20 protein-coding genes are annotated in these 25,709 nt (G+C 68.5%); 14 read left to right on the plus strand and 6 right to left on the minus strand.

The features are described from left to right. Positions 1-337: 337 nt before the first annotated feature. The 3 genes from CFB35_RS23285 (at position 338) to mgtA (ending at position 5,489) form a co-directional block, all read left to right on the plus strand. Complete coding sequence (locus CFB35_RS23285) at positions 338-2,008, plus strand: S8 family peptidase (RefSeq protein WP_089465596.1); 1,671 nt, start codon at positions 338-340, stop codon at positions 2,006-2,008. 509 nt (positions 2,009-2,517) lie between these two features. Continuing rightward, positions 2,518-2,676 (plus strand): hypothetical protein, encoded by a 159-nt coding sequence (locus CFB35_RS35070; RefSeq protein WP_179231780.1) that lies wholly within the window; start codon positions 2,518-2,520, stop codon positions 2,674-2,676. 47 nt (positions 2,677-2,723) lie between these two features. Beyond that, complete coding sequence (gene mgtA, locus CFB35_RS23300) at positions 2,724-5,489, plus strand: magnesium-translocating P-type ATPase (RefSeq protein ID WP_089465598.1); 2,766 nt, start codon at positions 2,724-2,726, stop codon at positions 5,487-5,489. Between the two features lie 109 nt (positions 5,490-5,598). On the opposite strand, the gene CFB35_RS23305 is transcribed toward mgtA, so the two are convergent. Continuing rightward, positions 5,599-5,883 (minus strand): transcriptional regulator, encoded by a 285-nt coding sequence (locus tag CFB35_RS23305; RefSeq protein WP_089465790.1) that lies wholly within the window; start codon positions 5,881-5,883, stop codon positions 5,599-5,601. A gap of 71 nt (positions 5,884-5,954) precedes the next feature. Then, complete coding sequence (locus tag CFB35_RS23310) at positions 5,955-6,830, minus strand: LysR family transcriptional regulator (RefSeq protein ID WP_059585000.1); 876 nt, start codon at positions 6,828-6,830, stop codon at positions 5,955-5,957. Between the two features lie 51 nt (positions 6,831-6,881). Here CFB35_RS23310 and CFB35_RS23315 point away from each other — a divergent pair, with 51 nt between their 5' ends. From CFB35_RS23315 to CFB35_RS23340, 6 genes are all read left to right on the plus strand, one after another. After that, positions 6,882-7,160: a hypothetical protein gene (locus CFB35_RS23315; protein ID WP_059584999.1), complete on the plus strand. Its 279-nt coding sequence runs from the start codon at positions 6,882-6,884 to the stop codon at positions 7,158-7,160. Positions 7,161-7,367: 207 nt separating this feature from the next. Continuing rightward, on the plus strand, positions 7,368-8,450 hold the full coding sequence (locus CFB35_RS23320; RefSeq protein ID WP_059584998.1) for a serine hydrolase: 1,083 nt from the start codon (positions 7,368-7,370) through the stop codon (positions 8,448-8,450). A 44-nt stretch (positions 8,451-8,494) separates the two neighbouring features. Then, the gene (locus tag CFB35_RS23325) at positions 8,495-8,728 is read left to right on the plus strand and encodes a hypothetical protein (RefSeq protein WP_059584997.1); all 234 of its coding nucleotides are present in this window, start codon (positions 8,495-8,497) and stop codon (positions 8,726-8,728) included. A gap of 84 nt (positions 8,729-8,812) precedes the next feature. Then, positions 8,813-9,256 carry a MarR family winged helix-turn-helix transcriptional regulator gene (locus CFB35_RS23330; RefSeq protein WP_059584996.1) on the plus strand — a complete coding sequence of 148 codons (444 nt, stop codon included), beginning with the start codon at positions 8,813-8,815 and terminating at the stop codon, positions 9,254-9,256. Between the two features lie 67 nt (positions 9,257-9,323). Further along, a complete protein-coding gene (locus CFB35_RS23335; RefSeq protein WP_059584995.1) occupies positions 9,324-9,887 on the plus strand; it encodes an isochorismatase family protein in 564 nt (187 codons plus the stop codon). Next, positions 9,884-11,344, plus strand: a complete 1,461-nt coding sequence (locus tag CFB35_RS23340) for a DHA2 family efflux MFS transporter permease subunit (RefSeq protein WP_059584994.1) — start codon at positions 9,884-9,886, stop codon at positions 11,342-11,344. Before CFB35_RS23335 ends, CFB35_RS23340 begins: the two co-directional genes overlap by 4 nt. A 31-nt stretch (positions 11,345-11,375) precedes the next feature. Here the strand turns inward: CFB35_RS23340 and CFB35_RS23345 are convergent, their stop codons facing one another. Then, positions 11,376-11,975, minus strand: coding sequence for a LysE family translocator (locus tag CFB35_RS23345; protein ID WP_059584993.1), 600 nt, complete (start codon positions 11,973-11,975; stop codon positions 11,376-11,378). Positions 11,976-12,071: 96 nt separating this feature from the next. On the opposite strand from CFB35_RS23345, the gene CFB35_RS23350 reads away from it, so the two are divergent. Then, the gene (locus tag CFB35_RS23350) at positions 12,072-12,947 is read left to right on the plus strand and encodes a LysR substrate-binding domain-containing protein (RefSeq protein WP_059584992.1); all 876 of its coding nucleotides are present in this window, start codon (positions 12,072-12,074) and stop codon (positions 12,945-12,947) included. A gap of 49 nt (positions 12,948-12,996) precedes the next feature. Here CFB35_RS23350 and CFB35_RS23355 read toward each other — a convergent pair whose 3' ends face one another. After that, positions 12,997-14,715 carry a SulP family inorganic anion transporter gene (locus CFB35_RS23355; RefSeq protein ID WP_059584991.1) on the minus strand — a complete coding sequence of 573 codons (1,719 nt, stop codon included), beginning with the start codon at positions 14,713-14,715 and terminating at the stop codon, positions 12,997-12,999. Positions 14,716-15,167: 452 nt separating this feature from the next. Here CFB35_RS23355 and CFB35_RS23360 point away from each other — a divergent pair, with 452 nt between their 5' ends. Beyond that, on the plus strand, positions 15,168-16,409 hold the full coding sequence (locus tag CFB35_RS23360; RefSeq protein ID WP_059584990.1) for a mechanosensitive ion channel family protein: 1,242 nt from the start codon (positions 15,168-15,170) through the stop codon (positions 16,407-16,409). A 36-nt stretch (positions 16,410-16,445) separates the two neighbouring features. On the opposite strand, the gene CFB35_RS23365 is transcribed toward CFB35_RS23360, so the two are convergent. Beyond that, positions 16,446-17,867 carry a PLP-dependent aminotransferase family protein gene (locus CFB35_RS23365; protein WP_059584989.1) on the minus strand — a complete coding sequence of 474 codons (1,422 nt, stop codon included), beginning with the start codon at positions 17,865-17,867 and terminating at the stop codon, positions 16,446-16,448. Positions 17,868-18,020: 153 nt separating this feature from the next. Between CFB35_RS23365 and CFB35_RS23375 the strand changes: the two genes are divergently transcribed. Then, positions 18,021-20,345 carry an FdhF/YdeP family oxidoreductase gene (locus CFB35_RS23375; protein ID WP_059584988.1) on the plus strand — a complete coding sequence of 775 codons (2,325 nt, stop codon included), beginning with the start codon at positions 18,021-18,023 and terminating at the stop codon, positions 20,343-20,345. A 109-nt stretch (positions 20,346-20,454) separates the two neighbouring features. Here CFB35_RS23375 and CFB35_RS23380 read toward each other — a convergent pair whose 3' ends face one another. Further along, positions 20,455-22,503 (minus strand): FUSC family protein, encoded by a 2,049-nt coding sequence (locus CFB35_RS23380; RefSeq protein WP_059609060.1) that lies wholly within the window; start codon positions 22,501-22,503, stop codon positions 20,455-20,457. A 155-nt stretch (positions 22,504-22,658) separates the two neighbouring features. On the opposite strand from CFB35_RS23380, the gene CFB35_RS23385 reads away from it, so the two are divergent. Beyond that, complete coding sequence (locus CFB35_RS23385) at positions 22,659-23,561, plus strand: LysR family transcriptional regulator (RefSeq protein ID WP_059584986.1); 903 nt, start codon at positions 22,659-22,661, stop codon at positions 23,559-23,561. A 401-nt stretch (positions 23,562-23,962) separates the two neighbouring features. Further along, a complete protein-coding gene (locus CFB35_RS23395; RefSeq protein WP_059584984.1) occupies positions 23,963-25,522 on the plus strand; it encodes a DHA2 family efflux MFS transporter permease subunit in 1,560 nt (519 codons plus the stop codon). The last annotated feature ends 187 nt before the right edge of the window (positions 25,523-25,709 follow it).

Raw genomic sequence — 25,709 nt, forward strand, 5'->3', positions numbered from 1 at the left:
GGCCCCCGTCGCGCGCATCACCGTGAGGCATCGTTTCCGCGACGCGCAAAAGCGCCTGCGGCGCACGTTTCGCCGGGCCCACTGCCTGCAATCTTGCACCCTATGAACAGGTCGCCCGTTCCAAACGCGCGTTCATGCTGCAAGACAGCATCGCAACCGTTTGCGTGTCGCGCCTTTTTCGCACAAAACATACTCAAGAAGCCGCCTCATCAGCCGTTACCCAATGCATGGCGCGTCGCAGCAGCGCTGCGTGCGCCCGACAAGAACAAGGTCCGGTTTACGCCGGACCAGGCACCACCGCCGGCACGACGGTTATCTACGAGGATCGACTTTCAACATGAAAGCCAAACGCTTCAATTTCGCGCTGGCCCGTTCGGCCCATGCGCGCATGCTCGCCGGTATGCTGTCCGCCGCCGCGCTCCTGCCCCTCGCCGGTTGCGGCGGAGGCGGCGGCGGCGGCAGCGACCCGTCTCCGTCCAACGCGTCACCTGCACCGGCGCCCACGCCGACGCCCGCTCCCACGCCGGCACCCGCGCCCGCCCCGACCAACCCGCCGGCGTCGTCCGGCGGCAATGCGTGCTCGTCGCAGCAGGCCGCCGTGCAGATGGCCGCGCAGACGGCGCCGGTCGAGCCGCCGGTCGATCACCTCATCGTCAAGCTGAAAACGCTGACGGCCACGCGTGCGATGGCGGCCGTCGACGACGGTTCGAGACTCGACGCGGTGATCCAGCGCGCGATGACGCGCTGGACGGCGCCGGTGACCGGCAGCGCACGCGCGTACGCGAGCACCATCGCGCAAACGCCGGTGAACGTTCAGGTCGAGCGAACGATCTCGAACGGCGCGGCCGTGCTGTCGCTCGGCCAGCGCATGGCCGCCACCGATGCCGCCGCGCTCGCAGAGGCGTTCGCGGCCGACAGCGACGTCGACTACGCGGAACCGGATCACCCGATGCAGATCCGCGACACGCCGAGCGACCCGCTCTACAACCAGCAGTGGTACCTGTCCGATCCGACCGCCGGCATCAACCTGCCGCCCGCATGGAACGTGACCAAGGGTTCGCCGACCGTCGTCACGGCCGTGCTCGATACCGGCTACCGGCCGCACGGCGACCTCGTCGGCAATCTGATACAGCAAGGCTACAACTTCATCAGCAACATCAACACCAGCAACAACGGCTCGAGGCGCGGCCCGGACGCAACCGATCCGGGCGACTGGGTCACGCAGCAGGAACTCGACGACGTCAACGGCCCGTTCTATCACTGCGCGAGCCAGCCGAGCAACAGCAGCTGGCACGGCACGCGCGTGATGGGCGTGATCGGCGCGACCGCCAACAACGGCACCGGCGTCGCCGGCGTGTCGTGGCTCGGCCAGATCCTGCCGGTGCGCGTACTCGGCAAGTGCGGCGGCGTGACGAGCGACATCGCCGACGGCATGCGCTGGGCAGCCGGCATTCCGGTGTCCGGCGTACCGACGAACCCGCGCCCGGCGAAGATCATCAACCTGAGCCTCGGTGGGGTCGGCGCGTGCAGCACGACGTTCCAGCGGGCGATCGACGACGTGACCGCGAAAGGCGTGACCGTGATCGTCGCGGCCGGCAACGACGGCCTGTCGACCGGGCTCGACCAGCCCGCGAACTGCCGCGGCGTGATCACCGTCGGCGCGACCGACGCGACGGGCCGACGCGCATCGTTCAGCAACTTCGGCGCCGACGTCGCGCTGAGCGCACCGGGCGTCAACATCCTGTCGACGTCGAACGCCGGCACGACGACGCCGGGCTCGGACACCTATGGCCCCGCGACCGGCACCAGCCTCGCGACGCCGCAGGTGACGGGGGTTGCCGCGCTGATGCTGTCGGTGAACGGCAACCTCACGCCCGCGCAGATCATGCAGAAGCTGCAAGGCGGCACGCGCGCGGCGAAGCTCTCGGCCGGCACGTCGTGCACCGCGATGCCGGCAGGCTCGGGCATCCTCGATGCAGCGGCCGCCGTCGCGACCGCGAACCAGTAACCGGCATCTCGTTCGACGCGGCCGCGCGCATGCCGACAAGGTGTGCGCGCGGCTGTTTCATTGCGGGTTGTCGGGCGCGACCGCGAACATGCACCCACGCGATCAAGCATCTCGAAATAACGCCCGACAAAAGGGTTGACGCTTCGCACGGCGAGCCATTACCATCGCCCCCGTCTAGTTACATGGAGTGTTCTGTGAACACCGATGCGAGTTGTAGTTGGTGCATGACCAACTTGACTGCTGCCTGAGGAAAACGCGCAGAGCCTCGTCTTCTGCCGCATCCCGGGAAGCAGGATGCGGCGCCCTTCCGGCCTGACTACCGGCCCGATCTCCCGCCGAATTTTCGATGTTGTCGAATGCACGCGACGCGCCGTCGCGCGTGTGCGTTCGTGCCGCGCGCGACGCCAGCCGCGTGCGCCCTCCGTTCGCGTGCCGTCCGGCCGCGCGCCTCGTGGCGCGCGCCGCTGCCGATCGCCCGTGCCGACCATTCGCAACCGACAGGAGTGCAGATGAACTCAGACGACAGTAGTCGATTACCGCTCGCCGGTGCGACGCCGCGCATCGACACGCCGTGCGCCGCGCGCGCGCCGGCGAGCGTTCCCGCCTTTACCGATCCACAGCCGATCGCGCCTGACGCGACGCGGCGGGGAGCGTTCGTGCGTCGATAACGTCACGGCCGCTCCCCGCCCGCCGCCTCGTGCGCAAGGAGCGACTCATGACGACACGACACAACACCTCGCACGACAAACAGCGCGGCTTCATCAAGGCCGGCGCCGGCCAGCAGAACGAACCGCGCATCATGCGCGCCGCGCGGGAAGCGGCCCGCCCGCTCGAAGACACGCTGAAGTCGCTGCGCACCAGCACGCGCGGCCTCACCTACGATCAGGCCGCCGACCGCCTGCAGCATGACGGCCCGAACGAAATCGCGCACGACAAGCCGCCGCACTGGACCCGCCAGTTGCTGCTCTCGTTCCACAACCCGTTCGTCTACGTGCTGCTGGTGCTGGCCGCCATCAGCTTCTTTACCGACGTCTACTTCGCTGCACCCGACGATCGCGATTACGTCGGCATGACGATCCTGCTGACGATGGTCACGATCAGCGCGCTGCTGCGCTTCGTGCAGGAATTCCGTTCGCTGCGCGCGGCCGAGAAGCTCAAGGCGATGGTTCGCACGACGGCCACCGTGCAGCGCGCGGTGACCGACACGGCCGAGCCGTCACGCCGCGAAGTGCCGATGCGCGAGGTCGTCGTCGGCGACATCGTGCATCTTTCCGCCGGCGACATGATCCCCGCCGACGTGCGCCTGCTCGCGTCGCGCGACCTGTTCATCAGCCAGGCCGTGCTGACCGGCGAGGCGCTGCCGGTCGAGAAGTACGACACGCTCGGCGCGGTGGCCGGCAAATCCGCGGGCGCGCCCGCGGCCGGCGCGGCCAACGACGCACCGGCGTCGCTGCTCGATCTCGAGAACGTCTGCTTCATGGGCACCAACGTCGTCAGCGGCACGGCGACGGCCGTCGTCGTCGCGACCGGCGAGGACACGTACTTCGGCTCGCTCGCGCGCAACGTCGTGAGCCACAAGCGCATCGAGACGAGCTTCGACCGCGGGGTGACGAGCGTGAGCTGGCTGCTGATCAAGTTCATGTTCGTGATGGTGCCGATCGTGTTCATGATCAACGGCCTGACCAAGGGCGACTGGCTGAGTGCCCTCACGTTCGCGCTGGCGGTGGCCGTGGGCCTCACGCCCGAGATGCTGCCGATGATCGTCAGCGCGAACCTGGCGCGCGGCGCGGTCGCGATGGCGCGCCGCAAGGTCGTCGTCAAGCGGCTGAACTCGGTGCAGAACTTCGGCGCGATGGACGTACTCTGTACCGACAAGACCGGCACGCTCACGCAGGACAAGATCATCCTCGAACACCACCTCGACCTGTCCGGTCACAAGAACGAGGACATCCTGCGGCTCGGCTGGCTGAACAGCTTCCACCAGAGCGGCCAGAAGAACCTGATCGACATCGCGGTCGTCGCGCGCGCCGACGAGATCGGCGAACGCGTGAAGCCGCAGGGTTACAAGAAGATCGACGAACTGCCGTTCGATTTCGTGCGGCGCCGCCTGTCGGTCGTCGTCGAGGACACGCGCGGCACGCACCTGCTGATCTGCAAGGGCGCGGTCGAGGAAATGCTGGCGGTCTCCACGCACGTGCAGGACGAAGACGGCGTGCGCCCGCTCGACTTCGTGGCCCGCAAGCGATTGCTCGAACAAGCCACCGCGTACAACGAGGACGGCTTCCGCGTGCTCGTGCTTGCGACGCGCACGATCCCGCGCGGCGACGAACGCGCGCAATACCGCACCGCCGACGAACGTGATCTCGTCGTGCGCGGCTTCCTGACCTTCCTCGATCCGCCGAAGGAATCGGCCGCGCCGGCGCTCGCCGCGCTGCGCGAGAACGGCGTCGCGGTGAAGGTGCTGACGGGCGACAACGCGACCGTCACGATGAAGGTGTGCCGCCAGGTTGGCCTTGCCCCGGGCAAGCCGATGCTCGGTACGGAAATCGACGCGCTCGACGATGCGACGCTCGCGCAGGCGGTCGAACGCACGACCGTGTTCGCGAAGCTCACGCCGCTGCAGAAGGCGCGCATCGTCAAAGCGCTGCAGGCGAACGGCCACACGGTCGGCTTCCTCGGCGACGGCATCAACGATGCGCCCGCGCTGCGCGACGCGGACGTCGGCATCTCGGTCGACAGCGGCGCCGACATCGCGAAGGAAACCGCCGACATCATCCTGCTCGAAAAGAGCCTGATGGTGCTGGAGGAAGGCGTGATCAAGGGCCGCGAGACGTTCGGCAACATCCTGAAGTACCTGAACATGACGGCCAGCTCGAACTTCGGCAACGTGTTCTCGGTGCTCGTCGCCAGCGCGTTCCTGCCGTGGGAGCCGATGCTCGCGACGCAACTGCTCGTGCTGAACCTGATCTACGACACGTCGCAGATGCTGCTGCCGTGGGACAGGATGGACCCCGAGTTCCTGAAGAAGCCGCGCAAGTGGGAAGCCGGCAACATCGGCCGCTTCATGCTGTGGGTCGGGCCCACGTCGTCGGTGTTCGACATCACGACGTACGTCCTGATGTGGACCGTGTTCGGTGCGGGCGCGCTGTATCACCTGAACGGCGGTTCGGGCGGCCAGATCGTGATGAATTCGGGCTGGTTCATCGAGAGTCTCGTGTCGCAGACGCTCGTCGTGCATCTGCTGCGCACGCAGAAGATCCCGTTCCTGCAAAGCACGGCGTCGCTGCCGGTGCTGCTGTCGACCTTCACCGCGATCGCGATCGGCTGCTGGCTGCCGTTCTCGCCGTTCGCGGAGGCGATCGGCTTCATGCACCTGCCGGGCACCTACTGGCTGTGGCTCGCCGCGACGATGGTCGGCTACATCGTGCTCGCGCAGATCGTCAAGACGATCTACGTGCGCCGCTACAAGCAGTGGTTCTGATGTCGCACCGATGACGGCGTGCCGGCCCGTGCACTACCCGCGCGGGCCGCACGACCGGACCTGCCGTCGTTCGGTGACGAACGGGCCGCCTCAGCGGCCCGTTTTTCATTCATTGGGCGTCGTTCGCGCCGAACAGTTGCGCGCACACCGCGCGCCCTTCGTCGGTCAGCGCCGCGCTGCCGGTACCGTCCTCGTTCAACGTCGTCGCGCTCAGGCCTGCTGCGTCCAACTGCGTGAGCACGCGCCGCAGCGTGCTCATCGGCAGTTGCGTGCGCTTCGCGATCTTCGGCAGCGACCACGTCTTGCCGGCCGGATCGCTCGCGGCTTCGTTCAGCGTCGCGAGCGTGGCGACGAGTGCGGGATCGAGCGGGAATTCGTCGGATTCTGAAGTCATCGGTTCGGGTTCGTCGGCCGGCGTCGGGCCGGCATGCATGGAGAAAACGATCGCGGACACTATACGCCGCGTCACGCGCCCTTGAGCGCCGCGCGCATGAACGACACGAAACGCGCGGTGACGGGATCGTCGCGCTCGGACCGCCATGCGAGCCCCACGCGCCACTTCGCGTCCCGGCCGTCGAGCGGCAGCACCGTCGCGTCGCGCAACAGATACCGCGCGCTCGACGGGATGAACGCGACGCCAACGCCGGCCGCGACCGACGTCAGCACCGACTGCACGTCTTCCGCCTGCTGCATCACGTGCGGCACGAAGCGGCGCTCGACGCACCACCGGTCGATCTGCGCGGCCAGCCCCGGGCCGCGCGCACGCTGCAGCGCGATGAAGCCGATTTCATTGAGCACGTCGAGGTTGGCCGGCACGCGCTTGAAGCCGAGATGCGGCGGCACCGCGAGCGCGAGCGCCTCGTCGGTCACCTTGAACGACGACAAGCCTTCGTCGGAAGGCAGGCGCAGGAAACCGGCGTCGAGCTTGCCGGCGCGCAGCCGGCGCGTCTGTTCGGACGACGACAGGTCGCTCAGCGTCACCGCGATACCCGGATTGCAGCGACGGAATTCGGCGATCAGCTTCGGCACGAGCGTCAGCACCGACAGGCAGATGCCGAGCCGCAAATGCCCGCGCTGCCCGCTCGTCGCTTCCCGCGCACGCGCCAGGATTTCGTCGGCATCGCGCACGAGCGCCTGCGCGTCGGGCAGGAAGCGTTCGCCGAACGGCGTGAGTTCCGCGCCATGCCGGCCGCGCTCGAACAGCTTGCCGCCGAGGCTCGCCTCGAGTGCGCCGATCTGCTTGCTGAGCGCGGGCTGGCTCATGTGCAGTGCATCGGCCGCACGGCTGAAATGGCACAGCTCGGTGACCGTCAGGAACGTGCGCAGCAGTTTCAGTTCCATTCTTTCGTGGAATCATAACGATTGAAATATTCATTTTACCGATCGAACGCAATGGCGTTCAATACGGACATGCCCTTCCCGGAACCCACTTTCATGTCCGTCGATCAAGCTGCCGACTGCGTAGCCGAGCCACCATGCGATGTCGCGGACGCAAACGCATGCGTCGTCGCCGCCGATACGCGCGCACCGAAACGCCGTACCGAACGCACCGACGGGCGCAGCCGCCGCTTTCGCTTCGGCGATGCGCTGGACGACACGCCGCCGCGCGCGGTGACGGGTTCGATCGCGGTCAGTTTCGCGGTCGTATCGCGGCGAAACTGGCCGCGCTGACCCGCACATCTGCTCGCCTTCTGTTCGCGTCCTGTCCCACGCGCACCGCTGCCCGACAATTCGAAAACGATCGGAATCCTCCCGTATCGCGCGTCATTGCGCGTCATCGAATCGTCATCGCTCCGCGATCGACCGTATAATTTCCCGCACCCGCCGACCGCCCATGCATCCGCGCAGCTGCATCGCGCGTGAAAAGGAGACTTTCGCTTGACCGGCCTCATCGCGCGCGTGCCTCGCGCCCGGATCACCCTGATCCTCGCCCTGTCGTTCCTGCTGCTGGCATTCGCCACGAATGCGTCCGCGCAGCGCGTGCAGCCGCATCGCACCGCCCATGCGCAGCCGCATGCACACACGAAGGTCGTCAAGAAGCAACCCCATCGCAAGAAAAAGGCCGTCAAGCATCGCCGCTCGCGCGTGACGCATCAGGCGGCCAAACGCCACGCGGCACCCGCGCCGCAGCAGCGGCGCGCGAAACGCACGACTGCCGTGCGGCCGCGTCCGCCCGCGAAACCGAAATTGCTCGCCAGCTGCGGCTACACCCCGCGCGCGGTCGGGACGCTGCATTCCCGCGCGGCCTACGTGCTCGACGTCGATTCCGGCACGCCGCTGCTGGCCCGCCACGCACGCACCGTGCGGCCGATCGCGTCGATCTCGAAACTGATGACGGCGGTCGTCGCGCGCGACGCCGATCGGCCGCTGAACGGCGTGCTGCGCGTGACCGCACGCGACCGCGACACGATCAAGTTCACCGGTTCGCGCCTGCAGGTCGGCTCGGAACTGTCGCGCCGCGAGATGTTCCATATCGCGCTGATGTCGTCGGAGAACCGCGCGGCCGCCGCGCTGAGCCGCGACTACCCGGGCGGCCGCGCGGCGTTCGTCAACGCGATGAACCGGAAAGCGCGCAAGCTTGGCATGCGGCATACGCATTTTCGCGAACCCACCGGCCTGTCTCCGCACAACGTGTCGACGGCGGAAGACCTCGCGCGGCTCGTCGGCGCGGCCGCGCGGGATCCGCTGATCCGCTATTTCTCGACCGATCTGTCGACCACCGTGCGCCCCGGCGACGGCGAACTCGTGTACGTGAATTCCGACCCGCTCGTGCGCTACCGCCGCCTGCCGATCCGGCTGCAGAAAACCGGCTTCATCAACGAATCGGGGCACGGGGTCGTGATGCGCATGCGCGTGAAAGGCCGCCGCGAAACGGTCGTGCTGCTCGGCGCACCGACGCGTGCCGGCGTTTCGAGCGACGCAATCAAAATCCATCGCTGGCTGTCCTGTTCGATCCAGTAAACGCGTACGGGCAGCCGGCGCGTTCACGCCACGGGAGCGACGCCATGCAGCACGAATACCGCTTCAACGCATTCGGCCGGCTGCTCGCCGTCGTGCGCACGGACGGCCGCTGGGCCGTATTCGATCTCGGCGTCGAAGGCAAACGGCGCCCGGCCAATCTGCAGATTCCATCCGCGCTCGCCGCGGACGAACTCGGCCAGTACCTCGGCGATCTGCTGCACGAAAACGCGACCCCGCGATACAGCGAAGTCGTACGGGTCGTGCATCGGCGCATGTAATCGCGTGCTGACGGTGTCGCCAGCCGGCGATCAATTCGACAGCTAAACTTGCAAGTTTAGCTGTCGTGTCCTAAGATTCGCCGCATGAACCCGCCACGCAAACCCGGCGTTACCGCCGAAACCGTCGCCGCCGACCTGACCCTCGCGGTCGGCCAGCTCATCCGCCGGCTGCGCTCCGAGGTCGATTCCGGAGGGCTCGGCATGTCGCAGACGAGCGCGCTCGCGCGGCTCGATCGGCACGGGCCGATGACGACCGCCGATCTCGCGCGCGCCGAAGCGATGAAGCCGCAGTCGATGAAGGCGATCCTCGCGAGCCTCGAGGAAGACGCGCTCGTCGAGCGCGAGCCGCATCCGACCGACGGACGCCAGATCCTGTTCAAACTCACCGCGGCCGGCCTCGACGCGCGGCGCAAGCGCAATGCCGCGAAACACAGGTGGCTCGGCGCGGCGATCGAACAACTCGATCCGCAAGACATCGACACGCTCGCCGCGGCCATCCCGCTGATCCGCCGCATCGGCGAGCAATGAACCCGGCCGGTGCGCCGCGCGGCATGCGCGCGCCCGGCTTTCTTCGCCCTTTCCCCGGAGCCCCATCATGAGCGCAACCCGTCTCGACACGAACACGGCGCTGGTCGTCATCGACCTGCAGAAAGGCATCGTCGCCCTCCCCACCGCGCACCCGGTCGCACCGGTGATCGCGCACGCCCGCGAACTGCTCGACGCATTCCGCAGCCGTGGCCTGCCGGTCGTGCTGGTCAACGTCGCGGGCGGCGCGCCGGGCCGCACCGAGCAACCGCCGCGCACGGCGCAACTTCCCGCCGACTGGACCGAACTCGTACCCGAACTGAACCGCCAGCCAGGCGACCACGTGGTGACGAAGCACACCTGGGGCGCCTTCACCGGCACCGGTCTCGACGCGCATCTGAAGGCAGCCGGCGTCACGCAGATCGTGCTGGCCGGCGTCGCGACGAGCATCGGCGTCGAATCGACCGCGCGGCAGGCGCATGAACTCGGCTATCACGTGACGCTCGCCGTCGACGCGATGACCGACCTCAATGCCGACGCGCACGTCAACAGCGTCGAGCGGTTGTTCCCGCGCCTCGGCGAGACGGGCGCGACGCAGGACATCGTCGCGCTGCTCGACCGGCGCGGCGCGTGAGCGCCCCACGCATCCGGCCGGCACCGGACCGCGCGCCCGGCCGGCTCGATCCGTCGATCTGGAAAGTCAGCGCGGTCGCGACGCTCGGTTCGCTGCTGTCGCAGCTCGATGCGACGATCGTCAACGTGTCGCTGTCGAGCCTCGCGACCGACCTGCATGCGAGCCTGTCGACGATCCAGTGGGTGACGAGCGGCTACCTGCTCGCGCTGACGCTGGTGCTGCCGCTGAGCGGCTGGCTCGTCGATCGCATCGGCGCGAAGGCGCTGTACCTGTGGTGCTTCTCGGCGTTCACGCTGACGTCGGCGCTGTGCGGGCTCGCGTGGTCCGCGCCGTCGCTGATCGCGTTTCGCGTGCTGCAAGGCGTCAGCGGCGGCTTGCTCGCGCCGATGGCGCAGATGATGATCGCGCGCGTCGCCGGCCAGCAGATGGCGCGCGTGATCGGCTACGCGGCGGTGCCGGTGCTGCTCGCGCCGATCCTCGGCCCGGTCGTGGCCGGCGCGATCCTGCAACACACGTCGTGGCGCTGGCTGTTTCTGGTGAACCTGCCCGTCGGCGCGCTCGCGCTCGCGCTGGCGGTACGGTTCCTGCCCGGCGACCGGGACGATGCGCCGCGGCGCGAACTCGACTGGATCGGCCTCGCGTTGCTGTCGCCGGGCCTCGTGTTGTTCCTGTACGGCGTCGAGCGGATCGGCGCGATGACCGGCATCGCGGCGGTCGCAGGCTCGGCGCTCCTGCTCGTCGCGTTCGTGCGCTTCGAGCGCCGCCGGGGCGAGCGTGCGCTGATCGATCTCGCGCTGTTTCGCTCGCGCGTGTTCGGCGCGGCGGCCGGCACGCAGTTCCTGTCGAACGGTGCGTTGTACGCCGGCCAGATGCTGATCCCCGTGTTCCTGATCCAGGCCTGTGGGCGCTCGCCGGGCGAGATGGGCTGGCTGCTCGCGCCGCTCGGGCTCGGCATGCTCGTCACCTATCCGTCGATGGGCGCGCTGACGAGCCGGTTCGGCGTACGCCGGCTCGCCGCCGGCGGTGCCTTGCTCGCACTCGCCGCCACGCTGCCGTTCGTGTTCCTCGCGCTGACCGGCTACGATCCGCTCGTGCTCGTACCGGCGCTGTTTCTGCGCGGCATGGGCCAGAGTGCGATCGGCGCACCGTCGATCGCCGCCGCGTATGCGTCGGTCGAGCGCCGCAACCTGCCGATGGCAACCACGTCGCTCAATATCGTGCAGCGGCTCGGCGGCCCGACGTTCACGACGCTATGCACGCTGTTTCTCGCGTGGCGGCTGCAGGCCGAATCGGTCGCGGCGGGCGGCACGCAGGGCGTCGCGTATGCGTGGGCGTTCGGCCTGCTGTGCGCGCTGCATGCGGCGAGCTTCGTGACGACGCTGCGGCTGCCGTTGCGCTCGGCCGGTGCAGGCGCCGGCGACCGACGGGCCGGCAACGCACCGGCCGGTTCGCGCTGAACACGGGCCGCGCCGCGTGCGCGGCCTTCCGCTACGGCAGCCACATCGGCACGATCGACGCCGCGAGCAGCACGCCGAGCCCCGCATTCAGGCAACGCCACTGCCGCTCCGTGCGCAACACGCGCGCGAACAGCAGCCCGGCGAAACACCACAGCGACAGCGACGCCATCGCGGCCACGCCGAATGCAAAGCCGAGCAGCACGCCGAGCCGTGCCGGCCCCGACGCGAGCGCCGCGAACGACGCGGCCGCGCCGAGCGTCATCGCCCAGCCTTTCGGGTTGTGCCACAGCATCCACACGCCGCTGACGAACCCCTGCGGCCGGTGCACGTCGACATCGAGCCGCGGCTTGCCGCCACGTCCGATGCGCACGGCGAGCCACATCAGGTACGCCGAACCGGCCGCCCTCATCGCGAGCTGCAACGCGGGCAGCGCGAGCAGCACGCTGCCGAGGCCGGCCGCGGCCGCCGCCGCCATCGACGCCAGGCCCGCGGCGATGCCCGCCATCAGCGGCAGCGAACGCCGATAACCGAAATGCGCGCCCGATGCGGTCGCGAGCGTCGTCGCGCCGCCCGGCGTCACGGTGGAGACGATCACGAACAGCACCAGCGGCAGATAGTCGTGAAGCGGCACGAAGGCTCCCGGTTGTCGTTATTGAAGCCCCGTTTTTACCTGTGATTCCGGCATTACGACAGCGAAAGCTTTTTATGCCTTGCATTAGCATTCATAATGCGACGCATGGCACGCAATCTCGACCTCGCGCTGCTGCGCGCATTCGTCTCGGTGGCCGATCATCGCAGCATGACGGCGGCCGGCCACGCGCTGCACCTGACGCAGGGCGCGATCAGCCAGCAGGTCGCGCGGCTCGAAATGCTGTCGGGCCCGCTGTTCGTCCGCGAGCATCGCAATCTGCTGCTGACGGCCGCCGGCGAGCGGCTGCTCGAACAGGCGCGCCGGCTGCTCGCCGTCCACGATGCGCTGCTCGCCGACCTGAGCGCCGGTGCGGTGGAAGGCGCGGTGCGTCTCGGTGCGCCGCAGGACCTGGTCGGCACCTGTCTCGCGCCGATCCTGAGAAGCTATGCCCACGCGCATCCGCAGGTCGCGCTCACGCTCGTGTGCGCGGCATCGCCGGAGCTGCGGCGCGGGCTCACGCACGGTGACCTCGACGTCGCACTGATCGAGGCGCCGGTCGGATCGTCGCGCGGCGAGTGCATCGCCGTCGACCGGCTGGTGTGGGTCGGCGCGAAAGGCGGCACCGCGCACCGGCACTCGCCGCTGCCGGTATCGATGGTCGCGCAGACCTGCGCATTCCGCCCGACGGTGCTCGATGCACTGCGCGGCTGCGATCGCCCGTGGCGCACCGTGTTCGAGAACGGCAGCTTCGATGCCACGGCCGCGACCGTGCGCGCCGATCTGGCCGTGACCGTCTGGCTCGCGTCCACCGTGCCGCCCGATCTCGACATCCTGCCGGCCGGCAGCGGCCTGCCCGCCCTGCCGAATTTCTCGATCAACCTGCACGTGCCGCGCGGCCAGCACACACCGGCCGCGACGGAACTGGCCCGCTGCCTGCGCAACGGTTTCGCACGCCTGCGCGCGCTCGCGTAGCGCCGCGGCGCCAGGGCCTGTCCATGCCAATGACAGGCTTGCGCAGGCCCTACACCGTGCCCGGCTCCTGCGACGCGGGCGTCGTGCCCGCCGCCTCCAGCGCCTGATGCAGCGTGGCAAAGATGCACGACGCGCCGACCACGTCGGTGATCCCGTGACGATCCATGTCAGCGCGCAGATAGCGGCTCACGCGCCCGAACAGCACGCCGACGCCGCGCGCATGCAGCGCCCGGACGAGATCGATCAAGGTCCGCGCGGCCGAATAGTCGATATCGGTGATCGCGCCCGCATCGACGACGAACCAGCGCGGCGGCACCGGCGCCGCGTCGACGAGCGCGGTCACTTCGGCAGCGAACAAGTGATCGTTCGCGAAGAACAGGTCGGAGCCGAACCGGTAGACGATCAGCCCGGGCGCCGTCATCGCGCCGCGCCGTGCGGGCACCGGCTGCCACCGCCCGTTGCCGGCGACGGGTTCGAGCACCATCGTGTGCGGCTGGTAGCTGTGACGCACGTGCCGCATCAGCGACAACGCGACGGCCAGCAGGATGCCCTGCTCGACGCCGACCGTCACGACGGCCGCGGCCGTGATCAGCGCGAGCGTGAATTCGCCGGGACTTTCCTGGCGGATCGCCTCGAGGCTGCGCACGTTGATCAGCCCGAGCGCGATCGTAAAGACGATGCCCGCCAGCACCGCGTGCGGCAGGTACTGCAGCGTCGGGCTGAAGAACAGCAGCACGACGGCGACGACCGCGGCGAACGCGAGATGCCCGATCTGGCTGCGCACGCCCGCGCCGTCGGCCATCGCCGTCTGCGTCGGGCTGCCGTTGACGACGAACGCACCGCCGAGCGCCGCCGCCGCGTTCGCGGCCGCGAGCCCGAGGATGTCGGCATTGGTGTCGACGGCCTCGCCATACTGCTGCGCGAACGCGCGCGCGGCGGCCGCGCTCTGCGCGATGATCATCACGAAGCACGAAGCGGCGACCGGCACGAGATCGAGGCACTGTTGCCATGTGACGGACGGCCAGCGCAGCGGCGGCAGCCCGCCCGCCACGGGCCCGAGCACCGCGATGCCGTGCGCGGCGAAGCCGAACGCGGCGCTCGCGGCGATGCTGCCGGCGACCGCGATCATCGGCATCGGCACGCGCGGCAGGAACCGCTTGCACGCGAGAATCGCAGCGACGACGAGCGCCGCGAGCGCGAGCGTCGGCCGGTGCGCGTGAACGAGGTGCGTGACGACGTAGTGGAGTTGCGCGAGGCTGCGCGACGCCGGGTACGGCACGGACAGGCCGAGCATGTCGCCGAGCATCGCGATCGACACCTGCACGCCGACGCCGGCGAGGAAGCCGACCAGGACCGTGCGCGACAGGAAATCGGCGAGGAAGCCGAGCTTGAAGATGCGCGCGAGCAGCAGCATCGCGGCGGTCAGCAACGCGACCATGCCGGCCAGCGCCGCATAGTCGGCGCTGCCGGCCGGCGCCATCGACGACAGCCGGCTCGCGAAAATCGTCGCGGTCGCGGAATCGGCGGCGACCACGAGATGGCGCGACGCGCCGAAGCACGCGAACGCAACGAGCGGCAGGAACACCGTATAGAGCCCCGTGACGGCCGGCATGCCGGCGATGCGCGCGTAGCCGAGCACCTGCGGGATGTCCATCGACGCGAGCGACATGCCCGCGAAGATGTCGCGGATGGCGCCCCCGCGACGGACCGGGAGGATGCCTTTCAGCAGCCGCACGCGCGACGGACGGCTTTCGTTGGAATCTTGCATGCGTGAAATGCGTCAGGTCGAAGTGACGGGAGCCACGAACGGGTGCGCGACGGTGTTGCCTGTCGCTCACCGTCGCCGGACGGACTGCGCGCCAATGCGAACGGCATGCCGGCAGCGCCTGCGACGTTCGCATGATTGCATGGATCGCCCATCGAGCGCATCGACGCGCGAAGGCCTGCGTCATGACGTCCAGCCGATCGCCCTCCTGCGTCCGCCATGCCGGGCAAGCGGCTCGCACGTCAGCGTGCGGTGATGCGGATTGCCTCTTCCTTCACGTCGATGCAGAGGATACCTGTGCAATGGTGAGCCGATACGGGAGCCGCTCGACATGTATTTGCGATACGCATCCGGAACCCGATGGCACAATCACGGTCCCTTTCATATGCCCTTCACCGGGCGCGCGCCGCGTCGCGGCGCCGATTCAACGCACAAGAAGGACCCAGCCTGCCCCTATGCCCCTGAACGAATCCTGGTTGACGCCGCTCGTCGGCATCGTCGTCCTGCTCGCCGCCGCCGGTGCAATCACCGCCGTCGTCCATTTCCTGCTGTTTCGCGTGGTCGCGCGGCTCGCGCGGCTGTCCGCCACGCGCGTCGACGACGCGCTGTTCGAATTCGGTGCCTTCAAATGGTTGAACCGCATCGTCCCGTTCGTCGTGATCAAGCTCGGGCTCGGCGCGGTGCCCGGCGTTCCCGGCTTCGTCGTGCAGGTCGTCGACAAGGTGCTGTTCGCGTTGATCGTGTTCCTCGTGACGATGACCATCAGCGCGACGCTGTCCGCACTCGAACATACGCACCGCACGTCCCGACGCGACCAGCCGCGGCTGTCGCTGAAAGGCGCGATGCAGCTCGTCAAGCTCGTGATGTTCATCACGGCCGCGCTCGTCGTGATCGGCGACGCGACCGGCAAGCAGATCGGCCTGCTGCTGTCCGGCATCGGCGCGATGTCCGCGGTGCTGATGCTGATCTTCAAGGACACGCTGCTCGGCCTCGTCGCCGGCGTGCAACTGTCGTCGAACGACATGCTGCGGATCGGCGACTGGATCACGATGCCGTCGGCCGGCGCGGACGGCACGGTCATCGACATCACGCTGAACACCGTCAAGGTCGCGAACTTCGATCACACGATCATCACGGTGCCGACCTGGAAACTGATCACCGAGAGCTACCAGAACTGGCGCGGGATGACCGAAGCGGGCGGTCGCCGCATCAAGCGCGCGTTGTTCGTCGATGCGACGAGCGTGCGCTTTCTCACGAACGACGAGATCGAACGGCTCGAACGCCTGACGCTGCTGAAGGACTATCTGGCGGACAAGGTCGATGCGATCGAGCAATGGAACGGCACGCTCGGCGCGGCCGGCGAGTGCCCGGCGAACCGCCGCCAGCTGACGAATCTCGGCACGTTCCGCGCATACGTCGCGAACTACCTGAAGGGCCATCCGCGCATCCGCCGCGACATGATGAACATGGCGCGACAGTTGCCGCTCACGGCCGAAGGCATCCCGCTCGAGCTGTACTGCTTCACCGATACGACGACATGGGTCGACTACGAGACCATCCAGGCCGACCTGTTCGACCACCTGATCGCGGTGCTGCCCGAGTTCGGGCTGCGCGTGTATCAGCATCCGTCGGGCTTCGACATGCGGCAGATGGTCGACGCCGCGCAAGCCGGGCCGCACACGCGGCGCGCGGCCTGATACCGGCCGCGGCGGCCGGCCGCCGCGCGGCAACGCTCAGCGCGCCGCGCACTCCGACGCGAGCCGCCCCAGCACCTTCAGCGCGTCCTCGATCTGCCGCGACCACGGGTAGCTGTAGTTGAGCCGGATGAAGTGCCGGTAATCGGTGCCGGCCGAGAACATGTGCCCGGGCCCGACCGTGATCCGCTGCGCGAGCGCGAGCGTGTACAGCTTCATTGCATCGACCCGCGGCGGCAGCTCGACCCACAGCACGTACCCGCCCTGCGGCTGCGACAGCCGCGTGCCTTCGGGGAAGAAACGCCGCACCATCGCGCTCATCAGGCTTGCCTGCTGCGCATACTGCTTGCGCATGCGCCGTAGATGAAAATCGTAGCCGTCGTGTTTCAGGTACTCGGCGATCGCGAGCTGCTCGATCGCGGGCGTCGCGAGCGTGTTCAGGAATTTCAGCTTCTCGACCTGGTCGCGGTAACGGCCCGGCATCGCCCAGCCGATCCGGTAGCGCGGCGACAGGCTCTTCGTGAACGACGCGCAATGCAGCACGAGCCCGTCGCGATCGAACGACTTCAGCGCGCTCGGCGCCGTGTCGCCGAAGTGCAGCTCGTGATAGACGTCGCTCTCGATCGCCGGCACGTCGTGCTTCGCGAGCAGCTCGACGAGCGCGCGCTTGCGCGCATCGGGCATCTGGAAGCCGAGCGGATTCTGGAAATTGGGCATCACCATGCATGCGGCGATGCGCTCGCGCGCGAGGACCCGCTCCAGCGCGTCGAGATCGATGCCGTCGCCCGGGTGCGTCGCGACTTCCAGCGCGCGCATGCCCATCCGCTCGATCGCGTGCAGCATCGCGTAGAACGTCGGCGACTCCACCGCGATCGTGTCGCCCGGCTTCGCGACCGCCTGCAGGCACAGGTTGATCGCCTCGGTCGCGCCGATCGTCATCACGATCTCGCCCGGCTCGACCGCGACCCCGCGCTCCGCATAGCGCCGCGCGATCTGGCGAATCAGTTCCTGGTTGCCCGGCGGCAGATCGTCGATCACGCCCCAGCGCGTGCGGCGCCGCCCGATCGCCTGCGCATAGCGCGCGAGGCGCTGCACCGGAAATTGCGACGCGTCGGGGTACGGCGAGCCGAGCGGCACCGCGTCGTCGCGCGCGATCGAGCGCAGCGTCGACAGCACGAGCCGGCTCACGTCCACGGCCGACGGCTCGGCGGCCGGCGCGGAAACATGCAGCTCGGCCTCGGCCGGCGCCGCCGTGCGCGCCCGTACGAAATAGCCCGACTGCGGCCGGCTCTCGATCAGGCCGCGGCTTTCCAGCACGAGGTACGCGCGCAGCACGGTCGTGACGCTGAGCTGCTGCTGCCGGCTCGCGTGCCGCACCGACGGAATCCGCTCGCCGGGCCGGTACACGCCCCGCTCGATCTGCGCCTGGAGATCGTCGGCCAGTTGTTCGTAACGCTTCACGCGCCTCCCTTTCAACTTCCCTTCAGCAACACAGTTGCGATCCGCACGGGATGAATGGCCGAAACTGTACTCTTTTTTGAAGTGAACAGGTGTACACACAGCCGCACGGGCGCCGCGCGTACTCTGCACGCATCGACCCCGACACCCGGCATCATGAAAAAGAAATCTGCCACCGCGCGCATCGAACCGTACACCCACCCGGCCGCCGGCTGGGGCGCGCTGAAAGCCGTCACGATCAACCTGATCAAGGAAAAGGTCGCCGGCGGCAACTACCGTACGCTGCTGCGCCAGAACCAGCCGGACGGCTTCGACTGCCCGGGCTGTGCGTGGCCGGACCGCCAGCACGCATCGACGTTCGAATTCTGCGAGAACGGCGTGAAGGCCGTGGCCGCGGAAGCGACGAGCAAGCGCGTGACGCCCGAATTCTTCGCCGCGCACACGGTGACCGAACTGCTCGAACAGTCGGATTTCGAGCTGGAGCAGCACGGCCGGCTCACCGACCCGATGGTGTACGACGCGCGGACCGATCGCTACGTGCCGATCGCGTGGGACGATGCGTTCGCGCTGATCGCGCGCCATCTGCGCGCGCTGCCCGACCCGAACCAGGCCGCGTTCTACACGTCCGGCCGCGCAAGCAACGAAGCCGCGTTCCTCTATCAATTGTTCGTGCGGCTGTACGGCACGAACAACTTCCCCGACTGCTCGAACATGTGCCACGAGGCGACGAGCCGCGGGCTGCCGGCGTCGGTCGGCGTCGGCAAGGGCACGGTCACGCTCGACGATTTCGAGCATGCGGACATGCTGCTGATCTTCGGCCAGAACCCCGCGACCAATCACCCGCGGATGATGGGCGAGCTGCGCGAGTGCGCGAAGCGCGGCGCGACGATCGTGTCGATCAACCCGCTGAAGGAGCGCGGCCTCGAACGCTTCGCCGATCCGCAAAGCCCGCTCGAGATGCTGACGATGTCGGGCACGAAGATCGCGTCGACGTTCATCCAGCCGACGATCGGCGGCGATTTCGCGCTGATCAAGGGGATGGCCAAGCGCGTGCTCGAACTCGACGACGCCGCGCGCGCCGCCGGGGCGCCGCGCGTCGTCGACACCGCGTTCATCGGCGAGCACACGGCGGGCTTCGACGCGTTCGCCGACGATCTGCGCGCCGAAAGCTGGGCCGCGCTGACCGCCGAAAGCGGCGTGCCGTACGAGCAGATCGATGCGCTCGCGCAGCGCTACGCGCGCAGCGAACGCGTGATCGCGACGTGGGGGATGGGCATCACGCAGCACAAGCATTCGGTCGCGACGGTGCAGATGCTGACCAACCTGATGCTGATGCGCGGCAACATCGGCCGCCCCGGCGCCGGCCTGTGCCCGGTGCGCGGCCACTCGAACGTGCAGGGCAACCGCACGGTCGGCATCGAGGAAAAACCGTCGCAGGCGTTCCTCGACCGGCTCGGCCACGTGTTCGGTTTCGAACCGCCGCGCCATCACGGCTACGACGTCGTCGAAACGATCGAAGGCATGCTCGACGGCCGCGTGAAGGTGCTGATCGGCCTCGGCGGCAACTTCGCGATGGCGACGCCCGACACGCCGCGCACGTGGGAAGGCATGCGCCGCTGCGAACTGTCCGTGCACATCACGACCAAGCTGAACCGCAGCCATCTGATCCACGGCCGCGACGCGCTGATCCTGCCGACGCTCGGCCGCACCGAGATCGACCTGCAGGACAACGTCGCGCAGGGCGTGACGGTCGAGGATTCGATGAGCATGGTCCACGTGTCGTACGGGATGAACAAGCCGGCGTCGCCGAACCTGATGTCGGAGCCCGCGATCGTCGCGCACATGGCGCACGCGCTGTTCGGCAGCGACAAGATCGACTGGCTCGCGTACAAGGACGACTACGCGAAGATCCGCGACGCGATCGAGGCGACGCTCGACGGCTTCTACGACTACAACACGCGCATCGCGCGGCCGGGCGGCTTCCACCTGCGCGTGGCGTCGCGCGACCGCGAATGGCTGACGCCGACGGGCAAGGCGAACTTCATCGCGCATGCACTGCCGACCGACACGCCGATCCAGCGCGCCCGCGCGCTGCACGGCAAGCGGCTGATGACGCTGATGACGACGCGCTCGCACGATCAATACAACACGACCGTCTACGGGCTCGACGACCGCTACCGCGGCGTGTTCGGCCAGCGCCGCGTGGTGTTCGTCAACCGCGACGATCTCGCGATGCTGGGCCTTGCGGCCGGCGACTGGGTCGACATGGAAACCGTGTGGCACGACGGCATCGAGCGCCGCGCGAACGGCTTCCTGCTCGTCGAGTACGACATCCCGCGCGGCTGCATCGGCGCGTACTACCCGGAAACCAACCCGCTCGTGCCGCTCGACAGCGTCGGCGACGTGTGCAACACGCCGACGTCGAAGTCGCTGCCCGTGCTGCTGCATCGCGCGGCCGCGCCGGCCTCGATCGCCGCCTGACGGAGCGCGGCGAAGATCGTTCGTCCGCGCGCGCACCGGCTGCGGAGGCTGCCTGCCCCGAACCGCGAGCCGCTGCCGGCGGAGGCGACGCCCGACCCGCCCTGCCGCGTCACCTGACCCACCCCGCCCAATCGCGACGGCCACGCAGGAAGCCGCCATGCTCGGCGGCCGCGTCCGCGATCCGATGCAGCAGGACCACGCCGCTCAGCAACGCATGCGCGGCGTCGCCGTCGCGCGCGGCCACGCGACGCCGCAACACGCGGGCCGCTGCGGCGCACGTGTGTTCGAGCCGCGCGAAATCCGCCTGAACGATGCGCCCCCGCACCACCGCTGCCGCACGGCGCACGGCCGGTTCGTGCGTGGCCAGTTCGGCGAGCGACAGCAGGCTGTCGCCGAGTCCCCAGATCGCGAGCAGATCGCGCATGTCGCGCTCGATCAGCGTCTGCGGCAGGCTGCCCGCGAAGCCGAGCTCGCGCGCGAGACGGTCGGCCGTGCGGCTCAACCATGCACTCGCGGGCCACGCACGCGGATCGCGCGCGATCCCGGCCAGATCGCGGCGCACCGCGCGATGCAGGCGGCGCCGGCTGGTGCCGGGATCGCCGGGAAACACCAGCGCGAAGATCAGCGCGCCGAACGCGATACCGAGCAGCGTCGCGAGCGCGCTGTTCAGGAACGCGGTATCGCCGATGCGCGTCGTGTTGTCCGGCGACGTGAAATTCCAGAAGAAGATCGAGAACGCGCTGCCCATCGCCGCCGTGCGCGGATGGCGCATCGCGATCCCGGTGCCGATCAGGAATACGCCGAGGATGTAGGCGAGCATCTCGAAGCCCGACACCGCAGGCAGCAGCGCGAAGTTGCAGACGACGCCCGCGACCGCCGCGCATGCGGTGCCTTTCAGGAAACCGACGATCGCCCGCACCGAATTGGGACGTGTCGAGAACAGTGCGCTCACCACGGCCGTGATCGTGACGAACCCGCCCCCCGCCGGCCACGCGGTGAAGATCCAGATCGCCGACGCCGCCAGCACCGCGATGAACGCACGAACGCCGTTGTGGCACGCGAGCACCGGATCGCGGTGGAACGCATAGCGCACGCGTGCGGGCGGCGGCACCGGACGGTCGAGCAATGCCTGGCTCGCGAATGCGCGGCCGAAACCGCCGAGCAGCGCCGACAGCCGGTCGAGCGTGAGCAGGCGCGACGTGTCCGTGCCGGCCGGCACGGCCGCTTCGACACGCAACGCGTCGTCCACGCGCGCGCGTAGCGCCACTATCTCGTGCCCCGAGTCGCCCGACACGGCGACCCGGTCGAGCACGCTTGCCGCCTCGTCGACGAGCGGTTCCGGCGCGTCGCCGCTGCGCGCCGCATGCTCGCGGATCGCCTGCCCGGCGGCCTGCGCGGCGAGCACGCCCAGCGCCGCCACGCGCAGATGGCCGATCATGTTACGCACGGGCGGTGCGCCAGCCGCCGCATATTCGGCTGCCGTATCGAGTTCGAGCGCGTCCGCGAACAGCCGGTGGACGGCCGCGTCGTTCGGCTCGCGGCGCAGCGCGCCCGCGCCGACCGCCGCCGCGCGGTCGAGATAGCGCGCGAGCCGCGTGCGGACCTCCTTCAGCGGCGCGCCCGGCGCGAAGACCGTTTCAAACAGCGCACCGCACAGAATGCCGACCACCACGTACAGAAACCGCGCGACCGCGATGTCGAACGCATGCAGCGGCGCGGATACCGCGTCCATCGCGACGATCGCGGCCGTATAGCCCGCGAGCACCGCCGCATACGCACGAAAATTCCGCTGGAACGTCGCGATGCCCGCGCACAGGCCGATCCACGCGGCGAGCGCGGGCAGGAACAATTGCGGCGTCTGCGCGAATGCGCTGGTCAGCGCGAGCGCCACGGCCGCACCGATCGCGGTGCCGAGAATCCGGTACTGGCTCTTCGACAGCCCCATCCCGCGGCTGCCCTGCGCGACGATCCACACGGTCGACGCGGCCCAGATCGGGTCGTCGAGATTCATGCGGAACGCGATATGGAGCGCGAGCAACGACGCGGCGGTATTGCGCAATGCGAAGCCGAGCGCGCCCGGCGGCAAGGTGGGCCACGCATCGCGCAGCGCGGCGCGGATGGCCGCAATCGGCGGCAGGCCGGGGACGGAAAATTTCATGCGTCGAGCATACGATCGTGCGGCACGCGCCACTACCGGGGAAAACGGAATGCGGTATTGCAGTGCACGGAATAATCGGGACAACTGACATGAAAATGCAGAGGCAGGACCGACAACGGTAAGATGCGCGCAGGCTGAACACGTAACAAATTTGTATGGACCTCGATAGCATCCGAATATTCTTGCGCGTAGTGGAGCGCGGCAGCTTCACCGCCGCGTCCGTGGAACTCGACATGCCGCTCAGTCGCGTGAGCCGCAAGGTCAAGCACCTCGAGGACGATCTCGGCGTGCAACTGCTGTACCGGACCACACGCCGCGTGTCGGTCACCGAAGCCGGGCGCGATTACTACGAGCGCTGCCTGCGCGCCGAGGACATCCTGCTCGACGCGGACCGCCAGGTCCGCACGCTTCGCACCGACCCCGAAGGCACGCTGCGCGTGCTGGTGCCCTATGCGATCGGCCTGTTCCAGCTCGAACCGGCGCTCGCCGAATTCCGCCGGCGCTACCCGCTCGTGCAACTGGTGCTGATCTACGACAACAGTCCACTCGACCTCGTCGAGCATGGCTTCGACGTCGCGCTGCGCGCGGGTCTGCTGAACGATTCGGGTTACGTCGCGCGCTCGCTCGGCTGGTCGCATGCGAAGCTCGCCGCGAGCCCCGCCTACCTGGATCGCACCGGGCGGCCGAGCACGCCGAACGATCTCGCGCAACACGACATCCTGTTCGTCGGCCGCGATGCGCCGGGCCTGACGCTGCGGCTCAGCAACTCCAACGGCGATCGGGCCGACGTCCCGGTGCAACCCGTGCTGATCTCGAACGAATCGGTGACGGTGTTGCGCCAGGCCACGAGCGGCGGCGGCATTGCGCTGATCTCCACGCATTTCACCGCACGGAAGCTCGCGAGGAACGAGCTCGAGATCGTGCTGCCCGACTGGCATCGCACCAACGACGTCGAGTTGCACGCGCTCTACCCGCGCCGCGCGACGCTCGACAGCAAGGTGCGTGCGTTCGTCGAGTTTCTGACGGAACTGTTCGCCACCTGGCGAACCGCGCCGTAACCGGCCTCGCACGGCCGGCAATCGATGCACGTCGACTACATTATTGCGACGCAGGAAAGGAATTAATGAGCGCGCAGGCGTTGATCGTCGTTCTCCGCATGGTTAGCCTGTGACGATGAAAAACGACCACACACGCGACGGCAGCCACGTGCCCGCTGCCCGCCGACGCATCACGCGCGTCGCACCCTCCTGACCGGCGATAGTCCGCCCCGCGAAGCCGGCCCCGGCTTCGCCATTCCGATCACCGATCGAACCGTACGCCGCACGCGACGGCGCCGCTCGCCCGACCGCCGGGCGGCGTCCGTCCGTCGGTTTCGCGCTTCGCCGCGCGCCTGCCCGTCGCGTGCATGCGCGGCGGACGGCGCGCGCCGTATGGCCTTCATCCATCACGCAGGAACCCCATGTCATCTCCGTCACCCCAGGCACCGCTGTCGGGCGGCAAGCTCGCGATCGGCACGATCGCGGTATCGCTCGCCATGTTCATGAACGTGCTCGATTCGTCGATCGCGAACGTCGCGATCCCGACGATCTCGGGCGACCTCGGCGTGTCCGTCGATGAAGGCACGTGGGTGATCACGATCTTCGCGGCCGCGAACGCGGTATCGATTCCGCTGACCGGCTGGCTCACGCAACGCTTCGGCCAGGTACGCCTGTTCGTCGCGTCGATCCTGCTGTTCGTGTTCGCGTCGTGGCTGTGCGGGATCGCGCCGAACCTGCCGACGCTGCTCGCCGCGCGGATCCTGCAAGGCGCGGTGGCGGGGCCGCTCGCGCCGCTGTCGCAGGCGCTGCTGCTCGGCGCATGGCCGCGGCAGAAGTCGTCGACCGCGCTCGCGCTGTGGTCGATGACGGCCCTCGTCGGCCCGATCGCCGGGCCGTCGCTCGGCGGCTGGATCACCTACGACTACAACTGGTCGTGGATCTTCTACATCAACATCCCGGTCGGCTTCTTCGCGGCGGCCGTCACGTGGTTCGTGTTCCGCGATCGCGAATCGGCCACGCGCCGCCTGCCGATCGATACGGTCGGCCTGCTCCTGCTCGTGCTGTGGGTCGCGTCGCTGCAGATCATGCTCGACAAGGGCAAGGATCTCGACTGGTTCAATTCACCCGTCGTCGTCGCGCTGGGCATCGTCGCGCTGATCGGCTTCGCGTTCTTCCTCGTGTGGGAGCTGAACGAGGCCAACCCGATCGTCGACCTGCGGCTCTTCACGCAGCGCAACTTCGCGGGCGGCACGATCGCGATCTCCGTCGCGTACGGGATGTTCTTCGGCACGCTCGTGCTGCTGCCGCAATGGATGCAGGGCTATCTCGGCTACCGGGCAGTCGATTCGGGGCTCGCCACCGCGCCGCTCGGGCTGTTCGCGATCCTGCTCACGCCGGTCATGGGGCGTCTGCTGCCGCGCACCGATCCGCGCTATATCGCGACGCTCGCGTTCGTCGGCTTCGCGGTCGTGTTCATGATGCGCACGACGTTCTACACCGACGTGTCGCGCTGGGATCTGGTGCTGCCGACGCTGCTGCAAGGCATTCCGATGGCGATGTTCTTCGTGCCGCTGACGTCGATCATCCTGTCCGGGCTGCCGCCGGAGAAGATTCCGGCCGCGGCCGGCCTGTCGAATTTCGGCCGCACGTTCTGCGGCGCGGTGGGGACGTCGCTGATCAGCAATGCGTGGAACGACCGCACGATCCTGCATCACGTGCGGCTCACCGAACAGGCGAGCGTCACCAATCCGGTCTTCACGCAGCAGCTCGACACGACCCGTTCCCTGCTGCACCTGAGCCCCGATTCGGCGCTCGCGTTCTTCAATGCATCGGTCGATTCGCAGGCGGCCGTGATGGGATTGAACGACATCTTCTACGTGTCGGCGATCATCTTCATCGCGATCATCCCGCTGATCTGGATCACGAAACCGGTGCGCTCGGGCGGCGGCGATGCCGATGCGGCGGCGGCCGGCGCGCATTGATCGGCATTCGTTGCGCGGGACGCAGCGCCGGCGTCGCGCGGACGGCGGAACTCGCCTGTCAGGGCGGCACCATCGGCAGGCGCCCATGCGGCAGCGAGCCCGTGTTGTATCGAATCGTTTCAACGCGCCAACGGCGTCGGATGCCGCGGGTATACTCCGTCGTCAGCCGCCTGCCGTCTCGTCGTCC

This window comes from Burkholderia sp. AU16482 (assembly GCF_002223285.1).
GTDB lineage: Bacteria > Pseudomonadota > Gammaproteobacteria > Burkholderiales > Burkholderiaceae > Burkholderia > Burkholderia semiarida.